The organism is Pseudomonas sp. R76 (genome assembly GCF_009834565.1).
In the GTDB taxonomy this organism is placed as follows: Bacteria; Pseudomonadota; Gammaproteobacteria; order Pseudomonadales; family Pseudomonadaceae; genus Aquipseudomonas.
Genome location: NZ_CP019428.1, coordinates 898,269 through 922,438 on the forward strand (window position 1 = coordinate 898,269; position 24,170 = coordinate 922,438).

Here is a 24,170-nt window from a genome sequence, read left to right on the forward strand (position 1 = left end):
CATAGTGCCTCGTGACAAATAGTCTACTCGTGGATCATATGAGGCTCGGATGTCAAAAGGTCGCCGGGGACCCTGAGAGCTTTCGATGGGTACGGGGCATGAAACCCGCGGGATCGAGTTAGTGGGAGGCATTGGAAGTTACTGAAATTTCAATCGTTGAAATTGAAAGGATCTTGAAGAAAAAGGGCCATCGTTACAGCTTCGGTAAAGGTGGGTGTATCTGTTGCTGATAGTGAACACCTGCATAGCGTCAACCACGGTAATGGGTGTCAACCACGTCAACCTGTCAACCAACTTAAAAAAACCAGCCGCTAACACGAACGCGCGGGTTTCCTACCCCGTACCTTCAAGAGTGCTCCAGGGTCCCCACAACCGAACCAAAGCTAAGAGCATGACCCACATCGCTTCGCTGGAGGAGCAATACTAATGGGGCTAGGGGGATACCCTAATAGAACCGTGTTACGGGTGTTACGCGTGTTACATGGTTAGATAAACATCTGATTTTAAAGTATTTTTGTTGTGTTACACAGCTGTGGCTGATTTGCCGATATGCGTGTTACATGGCAAATAGGTGTTACATCAATGAACGCCTTGGGAGGAGCTGTTTTGTGATGATTACGGCGTGTGTCATCGAACTAGGGGCTTTCGCTTAGAAGGGCCGCTACCGGCCAAAAGCTGTCAGTCAGAGGTGCACGACTCGGGTATAGCCCACCTATTTTTTTAGCAGGCAAACTGCTTTGAGCTGTGCGGATTTGTGTCAGGCAAAAAATTTGGACGGAGCGACATCATATTGCTATCTTTCTTCAAGATTTGAGCTCAGAGTAAAAATGTAATTTTGGAATCGGCCTGCTCGGCAGGCCACGTCTGCATGCAATCAGCTCTTTGGGATGGAGCCAATGTATAAAGCAAACCAATGGAATGTTGCCCGTGACGAATATCAATCTCATCTTTCCTGAGTCATCTCTGGCCGAGCTTTGGATCGATATCAATCGACCTTTATCACTTTCTATTCAAGCTGAATTGATTCATCGAGGGTACGAGTTGCGGCAGGTGGACGCGGGCTTTCAGGCGCGCTGTTCAAAAAAATCGAACACTCACAAATTTAACGAGCTTTTGACGCAATTATTGGATGACGAAGTTACTCGTAGGAAAATTCCACCCAACAACTTAGTGCGGTTGGATATGTTTATTGGGGTCTCTGAATGAACGCCAACATCATTGTGGGAGACCTGCTGCCATTCGGTTTTCATCGATTCGACGATCAGTCCGTTGTAGCTGTTAGTGCTGCAGGTGATCATGCCTTTTTGACGCAACAGGAATTGTTGAGTCTAGTTCAAGCACCTGAAAATCTAGAGCTCAAAAAGCGCGCCGAACTACAATCTAAGTATTTTCTAACCGGAAAAAAATCTTCCGGAACTCAAGAACTATTACGATCACGAATAGCAGCCCGAAAAGAAACTGTATTGGCAGGTCAGTCACTGCATATAATTGTGCCCACCCTTCAATGCGAACATTCTTGTCAATACTGCCAAGTCAGCAGACGCCTTGAAGATGTAGGGCACTCAATGACCCCAACTCAGATTGATGATGCTTGCGCGACTATCTTTCAAAGTCAGGCCGATGCTCTGACAATTGAGTTTCAAGGTGGCGATCCGTTGCTCCGTTTTGATCTTATTCAACGAGCAGTTGATCTTATTCAAAAAATGAATCTGCAACACAAGCGCCGTATCCGTTTCGTGGTCACATCAACATTGCACCAGTTAACCGCTGGGATGTGTGAGTACTTTAGAAGTAATCAGGTTTACCTCTCAACGAGCCTTGACGGCCCGGCAACGTTGCACAATAAAAACCGCCCATTACCATCGCGTGATTCGCATGCCCGGACTTTAGCAGGAGTCGAACTGGCACGGAGTATCATAGGCCCACAAGCGGTTGCAGCATTGATGACTACAACTAAAGCCTCTCTTGCGTACCCTGAGGCCATTGTGGACGAGTATGTAAAAAATGGATTTACCGAAATCTTCATGCGACCTTTAAGCTTGTATGGATTTGCCAAGCGCAACATCAAGCATTTGGGATACACCCTTCCAGAGTTTACAAACTTTTATCAGAAAGCTTTGCATCGTGTCTTAGAATGGAACGCCAGAGGTACTGAGTTACGCGAAGGTACCGCCGCACTAATTTTTAACAAGCTTTTATCACCTTTCGATGCGGGTTATGTCGACTTGCAAAGCCCGACAGGGTCTGGTCTTGCTGTTCTGGTCTACAACTACGATGGTTATGTCTATCCCAGCGACGAGGCCCGGATGCTTGCCGAAACGGGAGATTGCTCTTTACGTTTAGGTTCTATTGGTGACTCTCTTGCACAGTTAATGACTTCTCCTGTCATGAGGCAGCTGATAGAAACAAGTATTTCTACTAAAGCGGTGGGCTGCGAAACCTGCGCATTCAATAGTTTTTGTGGGCCTGATCCAGTGGGGGCGCAAGCCGAATTTGGCGACATGAGGGCTGTTGCTTTGCTTACTGAACACTGCAAACGCCATAAATGGCTTTTCGAATACTTTTTTCATAAGTTACGAGGTGCCGACGACGTTTTTCTCGATATTGCCTACCGCTGGGCTCACCCCGCTGGACATTCCAATGCGTAAGGTCCGTGTACAAACGCATGGCGTTGAATATCGAACAGTAGCTAGAGTCATTTCCCTCGAGAACTTGAGCGCGCAGTGGCGACCCGAATTGAGATTTTTAGTGAGGGCCGCAGATGTGGAGGGGATCACCAAAGTTGCGCAACTGCGTAATGCTGGGCTAACTAACCTGATTTTACTGACACCTAATCTCTATGCTGCAGGCCAATGGCAGTCGGAAACCGTAGTTGAAACCGATGGCATTCTGATGGACGAAGACGTAGTAGCCGTTGCCGACCATATGAATCACGCGCATGTCTTATTTCGGTATACGGACCAGCACCACACTGTTTTCCTCACCAATCGGTGCAATAGCTATTGCCTCATGTGCTCGCAGCCCCCGACAAAACATGATGATAGCTGGCTGGTAAACGAGGCAGTAGAAGTCGCCAATCATATAGCTAGCTCTCCGTATATATTGGGATTTTCCGGAGGGGAGCCTTTGTTGTTGGGCGAGCATCTGCGTCTAGTGCTTGATACCTTTGCTCATCAACACCCTAGCACTAGGTACGACGTGTTGAGCAACGGAAGACTGTTAGCTGACTCGATCTATGCTGAGCGCATGTTAAAGGGGCTGGGTGAGCGCGTGACATGGATGGTACCGCTCTATGGACATGCTGACTTTCTACATGACTTTGTCGTTCAGAGTCCGGGGGCATTTGAGGAGACACTGGCGGGTCTACTGAATCTTCGTCGATTTGGGCAAGCCGTTCAGCTGAGAATCGTGCTGATTCGCCCTGTTTTGGAAAACCTTGCAGCGCTTTGCGAATTCATTGGTCGTAATTTGCCTTTCGTCCGTGAAGTCGCATTAATGGCATGTGAACCCGTTGGCTTTGCTTTGGCTAACCCCAAACTGACCGACATTGACCTTCGAGACTGGAGCGCGGAACTCAGTCACGGTTTTAGGACACTGAAGCGAGCGAAGGTACCTGCCATTTTGATGAATGCTCCACTCTGCGCTCTGCCACAAACTCTGTGGCCGTATGCACACAAAAGCATCTCCGATTGGAAGCGTACGTTTGCTGAGGACTGTGCTACTTGCAGCGTGAAAACAGATTGTGCAGGGCTTTTTTCATGGCATCACCCAGATAAACATTCGATGAAAATCCAAAAAATTGAAGGGATTATCAATGTCTAAATTCATCACTTCGCTTTCAGCATTCGTCGCCGGGACTTCTATGGTGAACACTGATGTGCAAGCCCTGGAGCAGGGACTGAAGGACCCTTTCGCCAGCAGACTCGATCCGGTCAGTCTACGTCCCCTTAACATGCCAGGCGACAACCTATACGCCGCCCATCGATCCCACTCGTCACATTCCTCGCATTCATCTCACAGTTCAGGAAGCGGTTCTTACTCTACTCCAAGCCGGACTTACACTGCTCCAAGTAAGACTTATTCCCCCCCTAGTCCTGCCTATTCAGCACCAAAAACGCCTTACTCAAGCAACTTTGGAACGAACGGCTCGAACAGTCTTGGTGGTTCCACCGGTAGCCGAAATCCTGTAGACGCAGGAAGACCTACGACAGTCAGCCCCATCGGCTCAGATTTTGACCCTAATAATAAAAAACTCATGGAGTTAATTCGGCGCGTACAGATGGGTTTGATTATCAAAGGTTATGAGCCTGGCACCATAGACGGCGTGATGGGCGAGCAAACTCGTGTGGCACTGAAATTATTCCAGTCTCATAACCGCTTGCCTGTAGATGGCATGATGGGTACGCAAACACTGAACGCCTTAGGCGTGATTGTTCCCAAATGAATCGCAAGATCTATAGAAATATTCGATTTTGGGCTCCCATGATATGTGTGATCGGACTGTGCTTAATTGTCTTCCATGATTATATTCGACCGCTTATCGCCGAATATAGTCATGGTGATGAGTACAAGCGACTCGCTTTAGAGTGCGACTTGGCTATGCATGAGGAAGCTGCCCTACGGGACTTGATCGGAAATGATCCACACACAGAACGTCTCAGGTTAAGTGCAGACGTTGGGATGATTGTCTGTCACGAATACGACTTACTTCGTAAAAAGCTATTAATAAATGGATTATCAGAAGACCGACTGGCAATGTTAGGCTTGGAGGTACTTGAAGTAGAACAAATCACGGTACAGCAGATGGTCGATGCTCATCGCATGGATAGATTTTAATATGAGAAGGTGGGTTCTTACGTATTTTCTTTTCCTTTCTTCGATTAGCCATCTGCAGGCGTCACAACTTAGTCATGAAGATCAACTTCTGAGGAAGGTGCTCGCTGCATACCGGGTTGAACCCATGACCAGCAGAACGTTGTCCATGGGGCCGAAGGAAAAGTTAGGGCAGATGCTGTTTTTTGACCCCATTATGGGGGGGCCAAACAACACGACTTGTGCGACTTGTCACGTCCGAAGCAAAGGCAGTGTTGACGGGTTGCCTATGGCCGTGGGTATCGGCTCAAGCGGAGTGGGGGAACAAAGGCTTAAATCTCCAGAAGCCTTCGTCGTACCGAGAAATGTGCTCCCTTTTTTTAATCGTGGAAAGAGCGATTTTACTGCTTTATTTTGGGACGGACGAGTACAGATGGGCGAAAATGGGAGTTTTGAATCGCCTATGGGTAATAAATTGCCTAAGGGATTCGAAAATCTACTTGCCGTGGCAGCAAGCTTTCCCCAAGTGGAACCTGATGAAATGCTGGGCCGATCTGGACGCCGCGGGGGTGAGAGTGAAACCACCTACCATGCGGATTTAGTCGACATAACAGTTGACCCTGATAATTTTCAAGAGCGAACTCTGAATGTATATAGTAATTTGGTTAAACGCTTACTAGGCACTTCAGTCTCCTCGACCACTATGCAATCAGAATATAGAAAACTCTTCCAGTCAGCTTATCCGGATACAAGCGAGTTTAATATTACTCATGTCGGTAATGCCTTGGCAGCATACATTTCCTTAGCGTTTCAGCTTAAACCAGCAGCTTGGGATATGTATGTAGGAGGAGAAATCGCAGCTTTATCCCAGCAGCAAAAAAAAGGAGCGATGATTTTCTTCGGCAAAGGGCGCTGCGCGGTTTGTCATACAGGTGAGGAGTTCTCGGACTTTAAATATCACGGACTTGCCGTGCCGCAACTCGATGTTGGCAAGCACGGAGGTTATTTAGATTATGGAAGGGCAAAAGCGACGGGGTTGGCCATAGATCGCTTTCAATTTCGCACTCCACCGCTACGTAATGTCACGCGAACTGGGCCATGGGGGCACAACGGGGTATTCACATCCTTGGAAGAAGTCATTAGTCATCACTTCAACCCCATTCCATTAATGTTTGCCGCACAGAAAGGTCGACCTCGCGAAGCGGAACTCGCGGGGCGCCTGCTGAGGTACCGCTCCCCCATCCTTGCCGAGATCTACCCGATGGCGCCAAACGACGTGCAGGCAGTCGTTGCGTTTTTAGAGGCACTGCAATCAGACCCTATATTGTCAACGGATGAAGCGCTGCCTAAATCAGTACCCTCAGGGATGAATCAGTTCATTGTCGAGTGAGTCGCGCAATATCGTGAACACATAGAATGACTGCTTTTGGCCGAAAGCGGTCCTAAGTCCACAGCCGCCAAAAATCAGAAGCCAGAAAAATCTGGAGGCTTGTTTCGTAATGTGAGGATCTAGCGAAGCGAAAGCTGCCTAAGCTTTCGCCACTTTATCAGTCACCTTTTCCTTTGAGTTGGAGGTCAATGAAGGCAAGCTCTGCCTTGATTGCATCAATCGTGAGTGTCTCGACTCGAGTGCTTTTGTTTGCTTTTACATTGAGCTTCTTCATGCTAGCTATGCCGACAATTATCCCGTTCAAATGCAGCTTTCGGGCCTTTAGGTAATCAGGCATCTGAGCACTGTTCTGTGGTGGTTTATTCATGGTTAGACCGATGGTTGGCCCGAAGCAGCCGACCCTCGCCGGTTGCCTTGGGGAGAGTTCAGGTTAGGCCGCCAGTAGGTCAATAAGGCTGTGTTGGCGCGAGCGATCTATGAGTTCTCGCCAAGTCCAGCTTCCAAAATGCTCGCCCTGTTCAGGGATATCCAACTTCATCAGTGCAACCGGGTCACGATTGATCAGATCTCGTGCGGCCCACAGCTTACCGCCAGTTTCCAACAACTCTTTCGCGGCCTCGTTCCACTTTTCTTCTAGCACTGTGTTCGCCAGATGTGCCGCTTTGTTCTCGATCTTGGCGCGTTCTTTTTGTGCCTCCGTGATATGCAGATCAATCGTCACCAGCTCCTGCTCCAGGGCGGTGATGAGCAGTTGTTGGCGGCGGTGATGCTCAGCAGCACCCGTGAGGTTCTTTGCTGCCTTTTGAGCTTCTGCGTTAGCAGCTTTCTCGCCCTCCACATCGCCCCACGCGACGGCCTGTGCATAGGCAGTGGCTGCGTCAGTTTCAGCTTGTCGGGCCTTTGCCATGTCTTCCTGATCGCTCTGGCGGACCTGCTGCAACCGGGTCTCGATGCTGCTGCGCTTTTCGTTGAGTTCCATCTCGTCGGCTTTCCAGTTCGCCATTTCGCTGAGATATCCCGCAGCCAGGCTCTCACGGTTTGCCAATGTCTCAATGCGATAAATCTTTTGATTCAGGTTGCTGATTTCCAGATTTCGCAAGTCGATGCGTCTTTTGTGATCGTTGATTTCATCTTGCACGGCTCGTTGACGGCCCTGCTGGATGACCTCTGGGCTTTCCAGCGCCTCTTCGAAGGGAGCCAGGTCACCCTGAATGCTCTCCATTTCGAGGGTCAGTGTGTCGCGGCGGTCTTTCAGTTCTTGGATAGTGTTCATCTGTATAGTCTCTGAGCATTACGTTTGATAGGAATGGTTGAACGGCTGGCGAGGCCGGGAATTAGCCGGCGCTACCTCGATCAGCAGGCCTGTCGTCAGGCGGCCTTGGCCTCGCTTTCATCCGTTCCAGGGACTGTCTTCACCACATAGCAGCGTTGAGGTCCTAACCCGGGCAGGCGAATCAAGCTGTACGCCTTTCCATCACTTCCCGGCTCGAGCACGCCCCGTTGCAGCAGCTCCTTGTTCACCGCACTGATATTCATGCCCTTGAAGATCTCGGCCCTCCAGGCTTCAGGCAGCACGTAGTAGGTGTTGGTGGTGTGCAGGGCGTCGCCCATGCCGTGTTCCAGGGTCTTGCGAAAGCCCAACCGATCAATCGTGCGTGGGCCGTGCTCATCGATCTTGGCGGCGGCAGATTCCCAGCGGGTAAAGCGGCTTTCTCCGAATCGCTCGATGACCTGGCGTAGTCGTGCCAGGATCGCATCGCCCTCGAAGTTACCGGCGCCGCCGCGTTCGGCCAGCCATGCATGCAGGCACACACGTGCGGCGGTCGTGGCCGTACCGTCCGGCCAGCCGGTGACGCCGAAGGCGGTGGCCAACTCTCCGGCCGCTGCTGCGAGGCCAAAGCGAAGGGCGGCACGCTGGGCCTGGCCGCTGGCCGAGGCGGGCAGGTTTTGAGTGATGAACTGCTCCACCGTGCGGCGAACAATCACCGCCCATCTGAGCATTTCTCCAGGCGCACATAGTGCGTGCAGGAAGGCGGTGAGGGGCGTGCCGTAGTACTTGGCTACGCGAGCCTTGAGCGCATCGGAGAGGGCAGCAGCATCCTCAAAACCGTTCAACACATCGAACATGCCGAGACCTTTGCTCGCATCGGCTGGGACGGCGAGCATGCGCACCTCCATACCGGCTTTCAGCTCCTTGTTGGCATCCGCCATGTGCTGCGCCAACGTCTTCTCGCCGGTCGAGAGAAACAGCAAGCGCCACTCCTGCACCTGTCGGCCCGCTTGTCCTCGATCATTCGCTCGGGCCTTACCGGTGCCGTTGCCGAGCATGTAGACCGTCTCGCCAATAATGCGCGGGTCGCACATGCCGATTTCATCCAGCACCAGGAGGCCGTCTGAGTGTGCAGCAGCGATGGACTCCAAGGCGTTATCGGTCGAGCGCCACGAGCGCACCAGACGCGGCCCTCCATAGACTGAGGCGGCGACCTGCAAGTGGGTGGTCTTGCCACCGGAGCTGTCGCCGTACAGGTGGAAACCGCCCGACTCATGTCCGAGCAGGTTCAGCAACGGGCCTGCAAAGGCCACAGAAACGACAAATGCCAAGCGGTGGTTGCCAACGCACAGCGCGCCGATTTGCTGCTGCCACTGCTCCAGAGAGCCCGCCTCGCTGATCGGTGGTAACTGGGCTCCGGCCTCATAAAAATGCAGGTGTTCGGCGTGCGAGCCGATCTGTTGTTCGGGCAATAAAAACGCCTTGTCGTGCCAGCCCAGGCGCGTCACCAAGCGTGCGCGCTGGGCGCTGTCGAAGCCGCCGAGATAACTCTGTAGGTCATTGCGGGCATTGCGTCCTGATCGGCTTCCGGCAAGGCGCAGCCCCATGTCTACCAGTGGGCCGAGTACATCCTTGCCGAAGTCGCCGGTCATGGTCCTGGCTGGAATGTTCCAGCGTTTTTTGGCGCCGTCCGGGTCGTCGAATTCCACCAACAAGCCCCAGTTGTGGCCCTTGTCGTCGCGAGTGCGAGCGATGATTTCGAGAGGCGAACATACAGGACGCGCCTCGCCATCATCGCCGGAATAAAACACCCCTTCAGGCGTCAGCCGAAAGCCGCCCGGCAACAGATCATTTTTCGATTTCGCGAGGCGTTTGGCGGGCGCCTTGGCCGCCTGTTCTTGGGGTTCAGTTGGCTCAGCGGCACCGCCGAATAACTCACCGCTGCGCACCAGCTCGGCGACGTGGTCTGCGGTCCAGCCTTTGGCTAATGCATCCGCTGCATCATCGCCTTCCGCCCATCTTCCACCCTTAATGAGCGTCGGTTTGCCGCCTTTGCTGCTGGGCTTGAGCTTGAACACGTCGAGCGAGATTCGTTGTACTGATGCGGCGCTCAGCTCAATCAGCTTGAGCTCGATGGCGTCCATGCACGTCTTACCGCTGGCATCGTTATCCGGCCATAGCACCACAGCGCGCCCTTTGAGTGGCGTCAGGTCAGCCTTGTGCCAAGAGTTGGAGCCGTTCGGCCAACAGGTGGCGACGTAGTCGGGCATCAGTTCAGCGGCGGCGTCAGCAGCCTTTTCGCCTTCACATAACACCACTGGCGCATCGGCCCGCTGTGACAGCTCATCCAGGCGTAGCAGTGGCCGAGGCTCCAGCAATCCTTGCCAGCGCCATTGCGTGGTTTGACCATCGGAGCGTTTGCACCAGGTCAACGGCGCAAAGACCTTTCTCGACTTGCCGTCTTCATCGGAGCCCAGGTCGAAGCGATACAGCGCCATGACCGGCAGGCCCTGCGCATCCCGATAGATCCACACCTTGGACGGAACACCGTGTTGCCGGTGTTTGGCTGGGCACTTGTTCATAGCCTCGGCCGGGATCGGTTGAATTGCAATCCACTCTGCCATTGCGCTCTTAGGCGGTGCGGTCTTGGTGGTTGCAGATCCTGCGGAAACGCTGAGCAGATCTGCCAGTTTTTTACAGGCCTCGACGTCCGTGCCGCCGTCGATGTAGCGCACCAGGTCGATCAGGTCGCCGCCCTTATCGCCGGTGGCAAAGTCCGCCCAGGTGCCTTTGCTCAAATTCACCTTGAGTGAGCCTGCACGTTTGTCCGTGCGCGTCGGGTTCGGTGCTGTGTACTCCTTGCCGCCGTCGACGCGTTTGCCGTTCGGCAGCCATTGAGCAAGCACGCGGTCGATGTTCTTGAGAGCAGCGATTTTTACGTCGGCAAAGCTGGGACGTTTTGAGGTGTTGCCGGTGCGCAGAGTCATGGTGCTGTCCTCGTTGCATACAGCGCATCGTTGACGTCATCGATCAGTGCTTTTGCCATCTCGCCCAGGTAGAACGCCGGCCAACTGAAACGCTCGCCCTCGTTACTCATGGCAGCATCGAGGGTCAGTTGATTGGCGTAGTGCTGAAACAGCGATATGGCCTCAAGTGCGTCCTCGATCGGCACGCCTGCATTGACCCTAAACAGCTTTTGAGGACCGCTGGCAACGCATGAGAATTCGGCACGCCCGAGGGTGTTGGCAGTGTTCATAGAGCACCGCCTTTCTGACCCATTGGCACAGAGGAGGCATCACCATACAAGGCGAGTGTTTTGATCAAGCCCAAGGTGCCGCGCACGTCCCAAATGACGGATGACAGCACGCGGTTGGAGAGTGCGGGTTTATCGCCGTCTAAATGATCTTCCAGCAGCATGAGAACTGAATCGGCACGGTCGAGGGCGCAGGTGATAGCGTCGATGGGAATACCGGCTTCAGCGTCCTGGCTGACGCAGAGCAGATCCTCGGGCAGTGAAAAGCCTGGGAGCATGCTCATTGGGCACCCCCGGCGGCTTCCAGGGCGCGAGCCTTTGACATATGGGCGTTGTAACGGGAAAGGCGTGTAGCGAGGCTGGAGTTGGCGTGTAAAGCGGCGAGAGCCATAGCTCGATGAGCAGCGGCGCGAATTTTGGACGGATTGAGGGCGTGCATAGGTGGCGCTCCAAGTTTTGACTATGGAACTGCCACGATCCTTTCCACGGGATTGGGTGGCAGCTGTGCATGGGGTGGAAATACCGGGAAACTTGGAACCCGGCCAGGCCGAAGCCTGCCCACACACAGCCGCCATAACTCGAAATCGAAGGCGTAAAAAAAGACGCCTGCAATCGTAATGGGGGCGCCTGTGCGCCAAGTTTTCAAACGGGTTTCCACGCCCGGTCGCTGAATTTGCAGCGACAGCTAGAGAGTAACGTCCGTTTTTTGAAAGTGCAACTGTGCAGATCACTTGCGGATTTTTTGGATGCGGCATAAATTGATCAGGCATGTAGATTTACCTCAACGCCTCCGGTTGCCGCCGGGGGCGTTTTCGTTTCAGGCATGGATGTCCCAGCGCAGGGAGACAAAGGGCAACAGGTCGCCTTCGAGGCAGGCGCGTGCATCCTCATAGGCGTCTATCTGTTGCCCTTCGTCGACGATGATTGCTTGCGGGGCTTGGCAAGGAACTGACAATGCGCACCAGATGCCATCTCTCCATCGCATCACCATGACGTCCCGGTTCAGGCGTTTTTGCTCCGTGCGGTAACGTTCAAATCGCTGCATACCGCGTGATGAGAAACCCACTTTTCTGAGCACAGAAAAGGGCTGCAGGATTGCCCTGTTGGCAGCTCGATTTTTCATGCTGCCACCTGATCGCGGGCAGCGATGCGTGCACGTGTCCATGCCTGAACTTCCCCCAATACCCACGCAACCGGAGCGCTTCGGGCATTGCTGTTACTCAGCTTTACCGGCAACGGGAATCCGCTTTCAGGTTGACGCATCAGCTTGTAGATAGTCGGGCGTGCGAGCCCTACGATTGAAATGACCTCGGGCATGCGGATGAGGGTCATTGAGGGATCGTGCGAGGGAATTGCTTTTAATACGGTAGTCATAGCGAGCTAACCCTTTGTTAATTGAGACAACGGGTCATACGCTACGCAGGGGAGGAAGAGTGGACTGTGTCCGCTCCCTTTTTTATTTCAGAGGTCTAAGGCCCAGAGCGGTTAAATGCTCTCGAATGGTTTTTTTTGTGCCGTGGCTCTTCCGTTCGGAAAGAATATTGGTCAGCTCAGCATCGGACAGGCTTCGCATTTCAATTTTCCGACCATTAATGATTTGCTCGGCAGCCGCCTTGATTTTTGCTCGTCTATCCATTGTGTCAGTCTGTACTTTTGAGCTGGGATCTCGGTTTCCCTTACCGGCTTCCTGGCCCCTTCTCGTCGCCTTTGTCGACAAGGCGTCGTTGAGAATTCGATGCATCAGGCTTGATGTATTGAAGCCTTTTTTAAACACATCCATCTGCTCCACCTGGCGATAAAGACTCGCCATCAGCAGCGCTTGATTCGCCTCGCCTAGTAACGTCGCGAATTCTTCTCGTGCCCTGATCTCATTCCCGCTGCTGCGATCCCGCTCCTTTTTGATCAGGGCAAGGTACTGGCGTGGTGAGTCATGTTTCAGCTGCTCTATCAGGTCTGCATCAATGTCGTAAGTGGTGAGCTCAAGGTCGAACAGCCAATTTGCAAGCGTTTCCACAGCCTGCGTTCCCATTACAAGGGCAAAGGTCGCCGCAAGCTGTGAGTCTGCTGCGGAATGACTCACCCCAAGAAACCGTCGAATGACACTGGGCAATGAGCCTGCCTCTGCATAACTGGCATGCTCGCTAATGGGATCGCGAAGTCGATAAAGGGTTGTTGTTACCGACTCTGCACACGGAGCGTAGGAGCCCTCCTCAAGCCAGAACGAGGTAGCCGTGTTGATCAGATCAAAGGCATCTCTGAAGTGTTCGTTGAACTGCCGAAACAGCGCAAGATTGCGAACGGCTGCCTCGACATCGTCCTGATCCCACACCAAGCACGTTACGTCGAAACCTGCGATTTCGAGCTCGAGTTCTTCTGCCTCGATGCCCCGCTCAAAGTCCATTTAGATCTCCCCTCCGCCCCGACGCCGGTAGGCTGTTACAGCGATTCCCTAATGGAAACGCTGATGCCAGCAGGGTTGCCGGTGTTCTCTTTCTGTAACACGACTGCCCGATGTAACGCGCGGCGCTCAGAAGCTTTGCAGTGCGTGTAACGCTAAATATATTCAATAAATACAATGGGTTATTGGTAGGCGTAACACGCGTAACACCCGTAACACGATTTTTGAGGGGGTATAGGGCTAACGGCTTCACACGGCCTTCCCAAATTGACCTTGCACTACATTTCCGGCCTCTAGGGAATCAAGATGATCGGCGTACCACTGCATCATCTGCGAGCGTTGCTCAAGGTATTGAGCCTTGTTGTAAATCCCGCGGACACCTTGTGCCTTGTGGCTGAGTTGGGCCTCGATATGGTCAGCAGGATATCCGTGCTCGTTGAGGATCGTACTGGCGATGTGGCGGAAGCCATGACCGGTCTGGCGCCCTTCGTAGCCAAGGCGTCTGAGTGCCATTAGGAACACGGTATCGCTGCGGGGTTTAGTGCGGTCGCTTCTACCTGGAAACAGGAGTGGGTAAGCGCCGGTGAGTTGCCGAAGCTCCAATAGGGCTTCGACTGCTTGAGTGCATAGTGGTACCAGGTGCTCACGACCTTTCTTACGACCCTTGCGCTCGACTGGAACGGTCCACAGCATCTTGTCGAAATCGAACTCTACCCAGTGTGCTTCTCGGAGTTCGCTGGGGCGTACAGCCATCAGGGTCAACAGCCTTAGGCCAAGCTGCACATCTTTGGCGTGGGGATAGGAGCGTATCGCTCGGAGTAACCCTGGAAGCTCATCAGGGGAGACATGGGCGTAGTTCTCTGCCTTTCCCGAGGACAGAAATTTATGCACACCCTCCAGCGGATTGTTGACTGCTCTGCCGGTCACTCGAGCTAGATCATAGATATCTTTGCAGTAAGCCCTCACACGGCTCATCTGTTCCAGAATCCCCTGACGCTCAAGCCCTCTCAATAGCTCCATCCACTCCATCGACATGATTGAGGTGTAGGGGCGTTTACCGAGCGAGGGGAATACATGGCGTTCAAGTGCGCCAAGTATCCTTTTAGCCGTACCAGCATCCCAGCCGCTAAGGCGAGACGTGTGCCACTCCCTTGCCAATGCTTCAAAGGTGTCGTTGGCCGCATCGATCTCGGCGGCTTGGCGAGCTTTCTTGGAGGTGATCGGGTTCTTGCCTTCCGATGCGTCGGAGCGTAGATCAGCCGCTTTCTGTCGAGCGAAAGCGCCACCCACTTCCGGGTAGCCGCCAAGACCAAGCCATGACCATTTGCCGTCCGGCTTCTTGTAGCGTAATTCCCAGGACTTTTGGCCGTTTGGCTTGACCCTGAAATACAGCCCTGGGCTGTCTAGTTCGCGGTATGCCCCCGCCTCAGGCTCCAGGCTGGAAAGTGTCGTGTCAGCGAGAGGGCGTCGCTTGATATCTGTGCGTTTCATCCTTGTATGCCTTCAGTTCAATTATTTATGAAGCATACACGTGGGCATACACGGAGGGGAAGGATAGGGATAGATAGAGGTGGACAGCCAGAAACAAGAAAGCCCGCACTAGGCGGGCTTCTTGAGGTGATTCATAGACTGCTGTAGACATCTATGGATCGGTACTTGGTGGCTACACAGGGACTTGAACCCCGGACCCCAGCATTATGAATGCTATGCTCTAACCAACTGAGCTATGTAGCCAAGTGGCGCGCATTATTCGCGTAGAACGGGAATGCGTCAAGCGTTTATTTTCAATTTTTATCTACGCTTTCAACCGTTTAACCGAAAATGCCGGTTCGGGCGACGAGTGGCGTGGGGGTTTCTCCTACTCAGGACGCCACGCAAATCCCTGTGAGAGCTGGCTTGGCTGCGATGACGGCGGCATATTCAACCTCATCATCGGCTGACCCACTGCAATAGCAGGCAAGCCAGCTCCCACAGTGGATTGGTGTTAGCCGTTAGCGTGTACAGAGCAGAGTATCGAGCGAGTGGCGGCGATACAGCTGCTGCGTATGAAAAGCGTAATTCGGTTGGGCAGATATCCCTGCCGCCCAACGATTACCCTTTAAAGGGCCTTACGGTTGCGACGGGGTGTGTGTGACACGCTTCAGGTGTTCACGCGCGCGTGACAAGCGTGAGCGAACGGTGCCGATCGGGATGTCCAATACGTCGGCCGTGTCCTGGTAACTACCGTCAGTCTCCAGCGAGGCGTACAGCGTCTTGCGCATTTCTACTGGCAGGTGGTCGATCGCCGTCAGGGTTTTTTCCAGTCGGCGGTTGATCTCGAACTCCCAATCCAGATTGTTGTTTTCCTCTTGGCCGTGCCACAGCGATTCATCGAATTCGCAATGCACCGGCTTGGCGTACAGGCGTCGAAAATGGTTGCGCACCAGGTTCTGCGCAATGCCGCACATCCAGGTACTGAGGCTTGCCTGGCCGCTGAAACGCTCCCTGTTGCGCCACGCCTCCAGGTACGTCAGTTGCAGAATGTCGTCGGCATCTTCGGGGTTGAGTACGCGCTTGTGAATGAAGCGCCGAAGTTTTTTTTGTTGATCGTCCGTCAGGTGATGCATGAATTGAGGCGAGCTGCCAACCAGGTGCGCTAAAGCTTCAATAGGGATATTCATGATTTTTTCCTCAGGGTAGACGCTATCGAAATGTTTTCGATGCGAACCCCTTTGCACTGGCTATGCCAATGGAAAAATCTTCTCAACCTATTGATTTATATAAATAAATATATTGAATTCATTATTTTTTACGCCGTAATTTGCAAAAAGCGCCGACGGTTTGTGCGGGTCTTTGCAAGTGTGTCTAAAGTCGAGTTTTGATGGAACCGTATCGGCAGGCCTCGCCACATAGGGACACACTCTTCCCTTCTTGGCATGCTTATGAAAGTCGAATCCCCCAAAGATGCGCCCTCTACCCAGCGCCTGGATCAACAATCCACTGCGCCTGTCTCCAAACCCGCGTCAGAGAAGGTCGATGAGCTTGCCCCGCTATTCGACCAGGACTTGATCGCCAATAACCGGAATCTGCGGTTGGCGCCGATACGCGTTCCCCCCGTCGAGCAGCTTGCACAACTGTATGACCAATTGGGCCATCCGGCTCAGGAGTCGTTGGCAGCTATTTCTCTACGGTTCAGGCAGCAATTGCAGCAGCACTCCAGTGTCGACAAGCTGCTGCAGCTTGCCGAGGGCGACCCCGCGCGTGCGTTCGTGGTGCTCAAGCATTTGGAAAACCAGGCGTCCAATGACGCGCGCGCCTCTGACGCGGCCTTGGCGCGGGATGCCATCGCCGCGCTGACGGTCGGCTTCAAAGGGGAAATCCAGGCGGGCCTTAAGTTCGCCACGGCGTTGACGCAGGCCGGAGGTGATGCGCAGGAACGCCAAGCGCTGCGCGCGCTTTATTACTCCAGTGTAGCCACGCGCCAGTCTCTGGCTACGATGATGCAGGCCCTGCTGGGTGTATATGGTGGCGATACGTTTTCCGCCAGGCTCGGCAGCATGCGCAAAGCCTTGGCTGACGACATCGCGACGCTGGTGTCGAAAACGTCCACGCCGCGGTTGCGCACCTTGTTGCTGGCTCTGCAAAGCTGCGGGAAGCTGGGCACAGTGTTGGCCGCCGGCCAGGCGTTGATCGAGCGCCTGGGCCTGAACCATGACGCCGTGAGCCTTTTGCAGCGCCAGCTGGGGTATGCCGACAGCGGTATCGATGAGCCTGAAATCCTGCGGTTTGGGCAGGATCTGGGGAATGGCACGAGTACCCGACAAGTGGTACTCCTCAACGCGCTTTACCCCATGACTCGCGATTTGCCTTTGGACTTGTGGTCTGACAGCCGGGTACGCGATAAGGCTTTGGGTAGCTTTTTGGCGGTGTTGGACGAACTGCGCCGCGGCGAGCAGGGCCCTGGAAAGTTTTCCGGTGACTTGGGGGCGTCTGCGTGAATGCACTCTCGGCCATCAACCGCGTCTTGCTCAAAGTGGCACAGCGTGCCGAAGTGCTGGGCGCGGTGGTGGTCCTGGGCATTGTGTTTATCTTTATCGTGCCGCTGCCGACCTGGCTCGTGGACATCCTGATTGCGATCAACATTTGCATCTCTTGCCTGTTGATTGTGCTGGCGCTGTATTTGCCGGGGCCTTTGGCGTTTTCATCGTTTCCTTCGATTCTGCTGCTGACCACCATGTTTCGTCTGGCGCTGTCGATCGCCACCACGCGCCTGATTCTGTTGGAGCAGGACGCTGGCGACATCGTTGAGGCTTTCGGCAATTTCGTGGTGGGTGGCAACCTGGCGGTGGGCATGGTGATCTTTCTGATCCTGACCCTGGTCAACTTCCTGGTCATCACCAAGGGCTCGGAACGGGTCGCCGAGGTTGCGGCGCGGTTCAGCCTGGACGCGATGCCGGGTAAACAGATGTCTATCGACAGTGACCTGCGTGCCGGCCTGATCGACGGCACACAAGCGCGGGACAAGCGTGAGCAGTTATCCCGCGAGAGCCAATTGTTCGGCGCCATGGACGGGGCCATGAAGTTCGTCAAAGGCGACGCCGTCGCCGGTTTGATTATCGTCGTGGTCAACCTGTTGGGTGGTTTCACCACGGGCATGTTTCAACATAACTTGAGCGCTGGCGAGTCGATCCAGCTGTATTCGGTACTGACCATCGGCGATGGCCTGATTGCACAGATTCCTGCGCTGCTGATCTCCCTGACGGCGGGCATGATTATCACCCGTGTGGCGCCGGACGGGCGCAAGGGCATCAGTAACATGGGCGCCGAAATCGCCCGGCAAATGACCAGCGAACCCAAGAGTTGGATGATCGCGTCGGTGGGGATGCTCGCGTTTGCGATAGTGCCCGGCATGCCCACCCTGGTGTTTATCCTGATTTCCATGGCAACTGGCGGCCTGGGTTATTACTTGATGCGCCAGCGTCAACGCGCAGAGGCGCCCGCCGATGAAGCCGTCGACGCCGTACGCCCCGAACAGAACGGTGATGAAGACTTGCGCGGGTTCGATCCGTCGCGGCCTTACTTGCTGCAGTTTCCCCCGAGCCTGCGAGGCACCCCTGAGGTTACGGATCTTATTCACGGGATTCGCCTGGCTCGAAACACGCTGGTCGCCAATATTGGTCTGACACTGCCGCCGTTTGAAGTCGAACTCGATGACTCGCTGGCCAATGATGAAATGCGTTTTTGCGTACATGAAGTGCCGATGGTCAAGGCCTCGGTCGTTAACCATGTGGCCGTGGATCGCAAGGCACTGACAGTCGTACCTGAGCACGCTATACCGGGGCTTGCCGAGCGTGATGAGCAGGATTGGGTGTGGTTGGCTCCTGATGATCCGCTGCTGGATGACCCGCAGTTGGAGCGCTTCACCGCGACGAGTTTGATCATCGAACGCATGAGGCAGGCGATGATGCTCAGCGGGCCGCAGTTCCTGGGTATCCAGGAGAGTAAGTCGATCCTCAGTTGGCTTGAACACAACCAGCCGGAATTGGTGCAGGAGTTGCAACGCATCATGCCGCTCTCGCGGTTTTCGGCGGTGTTGCAACGCCTGGCCAGTGAAGGGGTGCCGTTGCGTGCCGTGCGGCTGATTGTCGAGTCGCTGATCGAGTACGGCCAGCATGAGCGTGAGCCTGATGCGTTAGCTGACTATGCGCGCATTGCCCTCAAGGCACAGATCTTCCATCAGTACAGCGAGGAGGACGGCCTGCATGCCTGGCTGCTCTCGCCGCGCACCGAGAACATTTTGCGCGAGGCGCTGCGCCAGACTCAGACCGGGGTGTTTTTTGCGCTCGACAACGAAAACAGCGCCGCGTTGATCAACCTCCTTAACCAGGCCTTTACCGCACGTTCCAAGAGCAAAAGTGTGATGTTGGTGGCGCAAGACCTGCGTAGCCCACTGCGCACCCTGCTCCTGGAAGAGTTCAACCATGTGCCGGTGCTGTCCTTTGCCGAGTTGGGAAGCGCTTCGAAGGTGAAAGTGCTTGGGCGTTTTGACCTGGCTCAGGATGAGCTGATGCGCGGTGCGGTGGCATGAATCTGCAGTTGGCTGCAACGCACGGGAGGGCTCGATAATGTTTGAGTTGCGGGTACTCAATGGCTTGCGCCAGGGCGCCGCGTTGCCGCTTTTTGGTGAGCAGTGGAGCATTGGCGCGCACCCCGACGCTGACCTGATGCTCAATGATCCGGGGATCGCCGAGCAGCACGCGCGGTTGCGACTGATCGGCTCAAACTGGTCGGTGCAGGCCGAGGCCGGGCTGCTGCACGACCATGAGGGGCAAGTGCTGGCACAGATCGCGAGTCTGGTGCTGAACCTGCCGTTTTCAGTGGGGGCTATCCGGCTGTGTGTCACCTTGGCGGATCAACCATGGCCTGAAGCGCCCGCCCCTGCGTCACCGTCGCGGCCCACGCAAGCGCCGCGAGTGCTGCAATTATCATCCATCTCGCAAACGCAGCAAAAACGTCTGATCAGCGCAGTGCTGGTGGTTGCGATAGTCCTCGTAGTGGTGGGGTTGGCGTCCACGGGGGAGCGTCAGGCCCAGGCCTCGTTGATGCCTCCCGTGGTGGTAAAACACGAACTGGCCTCACCGTTTGAAGTGCGCCAGCAGCTGTTGAAGATGCTCAGTGAGCGTGAGTTGAGCAAACGGGTCAGCTTGCAAGTGATCAATGGCCAAGTCGCGCTCAGCGGCGAGGTTTCCCAGGACGATGTGGAGTTGGTATCGCGCATGCTCAACCGTTTTGGTGAGCTGTATGACAGCGCGGTCCCGGTGATCAGCCGCGTGCGTGTACGCGACGGGACACTGCCGTTCAAGATTGTGCAGATTGTTGGCGGGCCGAACGGCCATGTCGTGCTGGAAGAGGGCAGCCGGTTGTTTGTCGGTGATGAAGTGGACGGTTTGCGTCTGGTGCTGATCGACAACAGCAAGGTGGTCTTCGACGGCGCACAGCGTTTTGAGGTGCGCTGGTGAGCGAGGAACTGCAAACGCGTCTGGATGCCTGGCGAGAACGCCAGGCCCAGTCGCTGGTCAACCTGATGCCGGTGACCATGCGCGGCCGGGTCCAGCGCGTCAACGGCATGCTGTTGCAGTGCCGATTGCCCGACGCGCGTATCGGTGACTTGTGCCAGGTTGAAAAGTCTGCCGACGAGTACATGCTCGCCGAGATCATCGGTTTCGATCAGCAGGATGCCGTACTCAGTGCCCTGGGCAACCTTGAAGGCATACGCGTGGGTGCCAGCGTGGAGCGCCTGGGTGTGTCGCATCAGGTACGGGTCAGTGATGAGCTGTTGGGCCAGGTGCTCGATGGTTTCGGTCGGCCGATTACCGGCGTTGGCCCCAGTGCGTTCGTCGAGACCGACGGCCCGGATGCAAGCATGGTGTTGTGTGAGGCGCCGTTGCCGACCGAGCGGCCGAGGATCAATCGAGCCTTGGCCACCGGCGTGCGCTCGATCGATGGTTTGCTGACGCTCGGCGAAGGCCAGCGTGTGGGCCTGTTTGCCGGTGCCGGCTGTGGCAAGACCACCTTGCTGGCGGAGATCGCCCGTAACGTCGAGTGCGATGTGATCGTGTTTGGCCTGATCGGCGAGCGTGGTCGGGAGCTGCGGGAGTTTCTCGATCATGAGCTGGACGATCAGTTGCGGGCCAAAGCCGTGCTGGTGTGCGCCACGTCCGACCGTTCAAGCATGGAGCGTGCCCGTGCAGCGTTCACCGCCACCGCGTTGGCTGAAGGCTATCGACGCAAGGGCAAACGTGTGCTGCTGCTGATTGACTCCTTGACGCGTTTTGCCCGCGCCCAGCGGGAAATCGGCCTGGCGGCCGGTGAGCCCTTGGGCCGCGGTGGTTTACCGCCCTCGGTGTACAGCTTGTTGCCGCGTCTGGTGGAGCGCGCCGGGTTGACCCGCGACGGCGTTATCACTGCGATCTACACGGTACTGACCCACGCGCGCAGATAGTGCAGTGGGTCGTCGATGCTTACCGGGATCGGGTCGGGTGGCAGTGCCTTGCTCAAGCGCTGGCACCAAAGAATCTGATCCTGATTTAACCGGCTGTCGTGGGGCGCGTTGTACACCTCATTGACGAGTGCCAGTGCAAGGTCCCGTTGTTGCGCGTTGCTCAGTACCAGCTGTAACAAGGGCGCAGACGTAGGCGGGGGAAGCGCAGGTTCGATGCCGAACAGGCTGCTCACCCGACCATGATGGCTGCGTGAAAGCGCTGGCGTTTCCACAAAGCCGGTTTTTGTGAGCCAGTCGATGTGAGCATCCTCCCAGGGGAAGGCCCACCATCTAACCCAACTGAGCGCTTCACTCATGAGCGGGTGCCACGGCAGGCGCCACCGCCGGAATGAGCCCTTTGCGACGACGCCAGACCAGCCAGCCAATGCCGCCCAGCAGAATAACGATCACAGGCGCCACAAGGCTGGTGCGCCAAAATCCAAGCTCTTGTACCGGCACCAGAAAGGGCCCGAAATGAGTGAGTTGCTGCTGCTCTGTGTAGGCCGTGGCCGGTACAAAAATGACGGTCAGTTTTGTGGTGTTGTCTATGGCTGAGGCCATGCCCGGAATGCTGCTGGCAACCATCCTGCGAACACGCGGATTGATATTGTCGGGGTCCAGTCGCGGATTGTGCTTGATGAATACCGAGGCAGAGGCCGGCTGTACCGGCTCGCCTGGCGCTACCCGTTCAGGCAGCACCACATGGACTCGCGCGACGATCACGCCGTCTATGTTCGACAAGGTCGATTCCAGTTCCTGCGACAGCGCATAGATGTAGCGTGCGCGCTCTTCCAGCGGGGTGGAGATGACGCCTTCTTTGCGAAAGATATCCCCCAGCGTCGAGCGCGCCGTCCGGGGCAGCCCGGCGGCGTCCAGCGTACGAACAGCTCGACTGATGTCATTTGCCTTGACGCGAACAGCGACGCCGTCTTTTCCTGGAATCTTCTGCGCCCGGATCTGCTTGTCTGCCAGTTCCGCAATGACTTCGTTGGCTTCCTGTTCAGAAATATTGCGATGAAGCTCGACGCTTTCACCGCAGCCGGAGAGCATCAACACCGTTGACAAAAGCACGAGGGTGGTCAGGCGACGGAACATGCATCTAGCCCATGCTTGAAATTTTATCGACGCCTTTTGTGATGGCGCTGATCACCTTGACCCGTGACATCACGTCGATGTGCGCTTCGGCGAGCGATTGGGGGAATTCATTCGCATCCCTGGACCTCTTGTTCTGGCTGGCATCCCGGAACCCCTTGGATACGCGCCTCGATAACGAATCCGACTCTTCCGAGCCCCAGGAAGGAACGGGCGATGCCATGACAGGGCCAACTGCTTTGCCGGACGGTTCGTTGGCGTTGAGTTGAGCGTTGAAAAAATTGACGTCGGAGGCTCGGTTGAGCGTGCCAGACGCATCGGCCTGAGTCGTGAAATTACCGTTTTCCGGGAACCCTGGGGTGATGATGTTCATCTGAATCTCCATCGAACGTATCTATTGTTGTGCCTGTCGTTACAGTGAAACCTCCCCAACCTGAAGGGCTGGGGAGGTCGGTTTGGCTTAGGCGAAGCGCAAAGTTTTGACACGGCCGGCTATGGCTGTAACTTCTTCTTGTTTAGCACTCATCCTGGCCTCCTGGACTACCCTCGCTCCTTTGTCATTGTTGATTTGCTGCAGTTGTTGCATGTGGGCAGGGCTCAAATCGGAGGTAGAGTTATTGACTCCAGACATAGATCACCTTCTTTTTTCTAATCAAAGACGGATAGCGAATGTCAGCTATCGTTGCGTGTTGAATGATTTGGAAACCACTCATATTTTATGTGGTGGGTTGCAGGTAAAGTGTTCCAATTTTAGAGTGGCTATTTATTTAAAAATGTTTCACTGAAGGGCTTTTATACGGCTTTCTGCGCCTCCTCAAATGTGTTTAATAATGCTTGGATGAGGCGAGTGGCGTACGGTTTTCTATTTTGTTTACTAACTTAATATTCGAGAGTATGTCGGGCTAACATTCGGAAAACTCCGCTTGTTATGCTCTGGCGCAGCCTGCGGCAGTTATATCTCAAGTTGTTTCATTCGATAGTAAAGTGTTCGCTTGGCGAGCCCTAGCTCAACTGACACGTTATCGACACAGTGGTCGTTGCGGTGCAGCGACTCTTCTATCAGCGCTTTCTCAATTTGTTGCAGGCGGGCCTTCAGGCTCATTTCACTGTCCTGCGGTTTGCTCATGGGCATTGAGAGCGCTGGCAGACCTAGCACAAACCGCTTGGCCGCCGAGCGCAATTCGCGAATATTGCCCAGCCAGGTGTGGCACAGCAATTGTTGCAGCAGCTCCGCTGGCGGGGTCGGGGCCGGGCATTTGAACTGTTCGGCTTCTTCCTGGAGCATCTTCAGGAACAACGGAATGATCCGCTCTCGCTGGTGCCGCAGGGCCGGAAGTTCGAGGCTGACGACATTCAGGCGAAAGTACAGGTCACGCCTGAAGGTGCCCAGCTCGACCATTTGGTGCAGCGACTGCTGGGCTGACGCGATAACACGCATATCGACCGGAATGAAGCGGGTCGAGCCCAGGCGCTCTACGCCACGCGACTCCAGCACCCGCAGCAATTTGGCTTGCAGGTTCAGGGGCATACTGTCGATTTCGTCGAGGTACAAAGTGCCTAGATGAGCGGCTTCGACAAAACCGGCTCGCGACTGTATCGCCCCGGTAAAGGCGCCGCTGTTAACGCCGAACAATTGGCTTTCTGCGAGGCTTTCCGGGATGGCCGCGCAGTTCACTGCAACAAAGTTGCCTTTTCGCCCCGACAACCGATGGACCCGTTGGGCCAAGGTGTCTTTCCCGGTACCCGTCTCTCCGAGTAACAGGATGTCAATGTTCAGTGATGCTGTGCTGTTAAGTGTGTTTTCAATGTCTGATCCTGCAATGATTGAACGATCCGTTTCAACTTCCCCAAGGTTGGAGTCCGACATCGAGTAGGTGCTCCATTATTACTGTGCGTTATTCAAAGGCGGTCGGCAGTGTGGGGATTATAAATTTT

23 protein-coding genes, 1 tRNA gene and 1 pseudogene are annotated in these 24,170 nt (G+C 54.9%); 10 read left to right on the forward strand and 15 right to left on the reverse strand.

Annotated elements, in window-relative coordinates:
• Positions 1-927: 927 nt before the first annotated feature.
• Genes PspR76_RS03865 through PspR76_RS03890 form a run of 6 tightly spaced genes read left to right on the forward strand, consistent with a single transcriptional unit; the run spans position 928 to position 6,202 of the window.
• On the forward strand, positions 928-1,206 hold the full coding sequence (locus PspR76_RS03865) for a hypothetical protein (protein ID WP_159954045.1): 279 nt from the start codon (positions 928-930) through the stop codon (positions 1,204-1,206).
• The gene (hxsB, locus tag PspR76_RS03870) at positions 1,203-2,648 is read left to right on the forward strand and encodes a His-Xaa-Ser system radical SAM maturase HxsB (protein ID WP_159954046.1); all 1,446 of its coding nucleotides are present in this window, start codon (positions 1,203-1,205) and stop codon (positions 2,646-2,648) included. The genes PspR76_RS03865 and hxsB overlap by 4 nt, the downstream gene beginning before the upstream one ends.
• The gene (gene hxsC / locus PspR76_RS03875; RefSeq protein WP_159954047.1) at positions 2,641-3,822 is read left to right on the forward strand and encodes a His-Xaa-Ser system radical SAM maturase HxsC; all 1,182 of its coding nucleotides are present in this window, start codon (positions 2,641-2,643) and stop codon (positions 3,820-3,822) included. The genes hxsB and hxsC overlap by 8 nt, the downstream gene beginning before the upstream one ends.
• Complete coding sequence (hxsA, locus tag PspR76_RS03880; protein WP_159954048.1) at positions 3,815-4,444, forward strand: His-Xaa-Ser repeat protein HxsA; 630 nt, start codon at positions 3,815-3,817, stop codon at positions 4,442-4,444. The genes hxsC and hxsA overlap by 8 nt, the downstream gene beginning before the upstream one ends.
• Positions 4,441-4,836 (forward strand): TIGR03982 family His-Xaa-Ser system protein, encoded by a 396-nt coding sequence (locus tag PspR76_RS03885; RefSeq protein ID WP_159954049.1) that lies wholly within the window; start codon positions 4,441-4,443, stop codon positions 4,834-4,836. The genes hxsA and PspR76_RS03885 overlap by 4 nt, the downstream gene beginning before the upstream one ends.
• A gap of 1 nt (position 4,837) precedes the next feature.
• A complete protein-coding gene (locus PspR76_RS03890) occupies positions 4,838-6,202 on the forward strand; it encodes a His-Xaa-Ser system-associated MauG-like protein (RefSeq protein WP_202982187.1) in 1,365 nt (454 codons plus the stop codon).
• 157 nt (positions 6,203-6,359) lie between these two features.
• On the opposite strand, the gene PspR76_RS03895 is transcribed toward PspR76_RS03890, so the two are convergent.
• The 11 genes from PspR76_RS03895 to PspR76_RS03945 form a co-directional block, all read right to left on the reverse strand.
• Positions 6,360-6,539: a hypothetical protein gene (locus tag PspR76_RS03895; RefSeq protein ID WP_159961315.1), complete on the reverse strand. Its 180-nt coding sequence runs from the start codon at positions 6,537-6,539 to the stop codon at positions 6,360-6,362.
• A gap of 93 nt (positions 6,540-6,632) precedes the next feature.
• Positions 6,633-7,475 carry a chromosome segregation protein SMC gene (locus PspR76_RS03900; RefSeq protein ID WP_159954050.1) on the reverse strand — a complete coding sequence of 281 codons (843 nt, stop codon included), beginning with the start codon at positions 7,473-7,475 and terminating at the stop codon, positions 6,633-6,635.
• Between the two features lie 95 nt (positions 7,476-7,570).
• Positions 7,571-10,459 (reverse strand): DUF927 domain-containing protein, encoded by a 2,889-nt coding sequence (locus PspR76_RS03905; protein WP_159954051.1) that lies wholly within the window; start codon positions 10,457-10,459, stop codon positions 7,571-7,573.
• Positions 10,456-10,728 carry a DUF3077 domain-containing protein gene (locus tag PspR76_RS03910; protein ID WP_159954052.1) on the reverse strand — a complete coding sequence of 91 codons (273 nt, stop codon included), beginning with the start codon at positions 10,726-10,728 and terminating at the stop codon, positions 10,456-10,458. The genes PspR76_RS03905 and PspR76_RS03910 overlap by 4 nt, the downstream gene beginning before the upstream one ends.
• Entirely contained in the window at positions 10,725-11,009 is a 285-nt protein-coding gene (locus tag PspR76_RS31175) for a hypothetical protein (protein ID WP_015636993.1), read from the reverse strand. The genes PspR76_RS03910 and PspR76_RS31175 overlap by 4 nt, the downstream gene beginning before the upstream one ends.
• A gap of 533 nt (positions 11,010-11,542) precedes the next feature.
• Positions 11,543-11,848: a hypothetical protein gene (locus PspR76_RS03920; protein WP_159954054.1), complete on the reverse strand. Its 306-nt coding sequence runs from the start codon at positions 11,846-11,848 to the stop codon at positions 11,543-11,545.
• On the reverse strand, positions 11,845-12,099 hold the full coding sequence (locus PspR76_RS03925) for a helix-turn-helix transcriptional regulator (protein ID WP_026078127.1): 255 nt from the start codon (positions 12,097-12,099) through the stop codon (positions 11,845-11,847). The genes PspR76_RS03920 and PspR76_RS03925 overlap by 4 nt, the downstream gene beginning before the upstream one ends.
• Positions 12,100-12,181: 82 nt before the next feature.
• A complete protein-coding gene (locus PspR76_RS03930; RefSeq protein WP_159954055.1) occupies positions 12,182-13,126 on the reverse strand; it encodes a hypothetical protein in 945 nt (314 codons plus the stop codon).
• Positions 13,127-13,372: 246 nt separating this feature from the next.
• The gene (locus PspR76_RS03935; protein ID WP_159954056.1) at positions 13,373-14,614 is read right to left on the reverse strand and encodes a tyrosine-type recombinase/integrase; all 1,242 of its coding nucleotides are present in this window, start codon (positions 14,612-14,614) and stop codon (positions 13,373-13,375) included.
• A 166-nt stretch (positions 14,615-14,780) separates the two neighbouring features.
• A tRNA-Met gene (locus PspR76_RS03940) sits at positions 14,781-14,857 on the reverse strand.
• Positions 14,858-15,231: 374 nt separating this feature from the next.
• Positions 15,232-15,783, reverse strand: coding sequence for an RNA polymerase sigma factor (locus tag PspR76_RS03945; protein WP_159954057.1), 552 nt, complete (start codon positions 15,781-15,783; stop codon positions 15,232-15,234).
• Positions 15,784-16,044: 261 nt separating this feature from the next.
• On the opposite strand from PspR76_RS03945, the gene PspR76_RS03950 reads away from it, so the two are divergent.
• The 4 genes and pseudogenes from PspR76_RS03950 to PspR76_RS03965 form a co-directional block, all read left to right on the forward strand.
• The gene (locus PspR76_RS03950; protein ID WP_174245586.1) at positions 16,045-17,100 is read left to right on the forward strand and encodes a TyeA family type III secretion system gatekeeper subunit; all 1,056 of its coding nucleotides are present in this window, start codon (positions 16,045-16,047) and stop codon (positions 17,098-17,100) included.
• Positions 17,097-19,190, forward strand: coding sequence for a type III secretion system export apparatus subunit SctV (sctV, locus tag PspR76_RS03955; RefSeq protein WP_159954059.1), 2,094 nt, complete (start codon positions 17,097-17,099; stop codon positions 19,188-19,190). The genes PspR76_RS03950 and sctV overlap by 4 nt, the downstream gene beginning before the upstream one ends.
• A 37-nt stretch (positions 19,191-19,227) precedes the next feature.
• Positions 19,228-20,121, forward strand: a complete 894-nt coding sequence (locus PspR76_RS03960; RefSeq protein WP_159954060.1) for an FHA domain-containing protein — start codon at positions 19,228-19,230, stop codon at positions 20,119-20,121.
• A pseudogene (locus tag PspR76_RS03965) lies at positions 20,118-21,086 on the forward strand (EscN/YscN/HrcN family type III secretion system ATPase); the annotation flags it as partial. The gene PspR76_RS03960 and the pseudogene PspR76_RS03965, both read left to right, overlap by 4 nt.
• Here the strand turns inward: PspR76_RS03965 and PspR76_RS03970 are convergent.
• The 4 genes from PspR76_RS03970 to PspR76_RS03985 all read right to left on the reverse strand — a co-directional run bounded on the left by PspR76_RS03970 (position 21,074) and on the right by PspR76_RS03985 (position 24,102).
• A complete protein-coding gene (locus tag PspR76_RS03970) occupies positions 21,074-21,460 on the reverse strand; it encodes a hypothetical protein (protein ID WP_174245587.1) in 387 nt (128 codons plus the stop codon). The pseudogene PspR76_RS03965 and the gene PspR76_RS03970 overlap by 13 nt on opposite strands.
• On the reverse strand, positions 21,453-22,238 hold the full coding sequence (gene sctJ / locus PspR76_RS03975) for a type III secretion system inner membrane ring lipoprotein SctJ (protein ID WP_159954061.1): 786 nt from the start codon (positions 22,236-22,238) through the stop codon (positions 21,453-21,455). Before sctJ ends, PspR76_RS03970 begins: the two co-directional genes overlap by 8 nt.
• A 4-nt stretch (positions 22,239-22,242) precedes the next feature.
• Complete coding sequence (locus tag PspR76_RS03980) at positions 22,243-22,608, reverse strand: hypothetical protein (protein WP_159954062.1); 366 nt, start codon at positions 22,606-22,608, stop codon at positions 22,243-22,245.
• Positions 22,609-23,187: 579 nt separating this feature from the next.
• A complete protein-coding gene (locus PspR76_RS03985; RefSeq protein ID WP_159954063.1) occupies positions 23,188-24,102 on the reverse strand; it encodes a sigma 54-interacting transcriptional regulator in 915 nt (304 codons plus the stop codon).
• Positions 24,103-24,170 lie beyond the last annotated feature (68 nt).

Bases quoted from the DNA above. Each gene is read 5' to 3' on its own strand.
- PspR76_RS03980 (WP_159954062.1), bottom strand. From the start codon at position 22,608: ATGAACATCATCACCCCAGGGTTCCCGGAAAACGGTAATTTCACGACT.
- hxsC (WP_159954047.1), top strand. From the start codon at position 2,641: ATGCGTAAGGTCCGTGTACAAACGCATGGCGTTGAATATCGAACAGTA.
- PspR76_RS03945 (WP_159954057.1), bottom strand. From the start codon at position 15,783: ATGAATATCCCTATTGAAGCTTTAGCGCACCTGGTTGGCAGCTCGCCT.
- PspR76_RS03900 (WP_159954050.1), bottom strand. From the start codon at position 7,475: ATGAACACTATCCAAGAACTGAAAGACCGCCGCGACACACTGACCCTC.
- PspR76_RS03930 (WP_159954055.1), bottom strand. From the start codon at position 13,126: ATGGACTTTGAGCGGGGCATCGAGGCAGAAGAACTCGAGCTCGAAATC.
- PspR76_RS03960 (WP_159954060.1), top strand. From the start codon at position 19,228: ATGTTTGAGTTGCGGGTACTCAATGGCTTGCGCCAGGGCGCCGCGTTG.
- hxsB (WP_159954046.1), top strand. From the start codon at position 1,203: ATGAACGCCAACATCATTGTGGGAGACCTGCTGCCATTCGGTTTTCAT.
- hxsA (WP_159954048.1), top strand. From the start codon at position 3,815: ATGTCTAAATTCATCACTTCGCTTTCAGCATTCGTCGCCGGGACTTCT.
- PspR76_RS03905 (WP_159954051.1), bottom strand. From the start codon at position 10,459: ATGACTCTGCGCACCGGCAACACCTCAAAACGTCCCAGCTTTGCCGAC.
- PspR76_RS03950 (WP_174245586.1), top strand. From the start codon at position 16,045: ATGAAAGTCGAATCCCCCAAAGATGCGCCCTCTACCCAGCGCCTGGAT.
- PspR76_RS03885 (WP_159954049.1), top strand. From the start codon at position 4,441: ATGAATCGCAAGATCTATAGAAATATTCGATTTTGGGCTCCCATGATA.
- PspR76_RS03970 (WP_174245587.1), bottom strand. From the start codon at position 21,460: ATGAGTGAAGCGCTCAGTTGGGTTAGATGGTGGGCCTTCCCCTGGGAG.
- PspR76_RS03890 (WP_202982187.1), top strand. From the start codon at position 4,838: ATGAGAAGGTGGGTTCTTACGTATTTTCTTTTCCTTTCTTCGATTAGC.
- PspR76_RS03985 (WP_159954063.1), bottom strand. From the start codon at position 24,102: ATGTCGGACTCCAACCTTGGGGAAGTTGAAACGGATCGTTCAATCATT.
- PspR76_RS03895 (WP_159961315.1), bottom strand. From the start codon at position 6,539: ATGCCTGATTACCTAAAGGCCCGAAAGCTGCATTTGAACGGGATAATT.
- sctJ (WP_159954061.1), bottom strand. From the start codon at position 22,238: ATGTTCCGTCGCCTGACCACCCTCGTGCTTTTGTCAACGGTGTTGATG.
- PspR76_RS03925 (WP_026078127.1), bottom strand. From the start codon at position 12,099: ATGACTACCGTATTAAAAGCAATTCCCTCGCACGATCCCTCAATGACC.
- PspR76_RS03910 (WP_159954052.1), bottom strand. From the start codon at position 10,728: ATGAACACTGCCAACACCCTCGGGCGTGCCGAATTCTCATGCGTTGCC.
- PspR76_RS03935 (WP_159954056.1), bottom strand. From the start codon at position 14,614: ATGAAACGCACAGATATCAAGCGACGCCCTCTCGCTGACACGACACTT.
- PspR76_RS03920 (WP_159954054.1), bottom strand. From the start codon at position 11,848: ATGAAAAATCGAGCTGCCAACAGGGCAATCCTGCAGCCCTTTTCTGTG.
- PspR76_RS31175 (WP_015636993.1), bottom strand. From the start codon at position 11,009: ATGAGCATGCTCCCAGGCTTTTCACTGCCCGAGGATCTGCTCTGCGTC.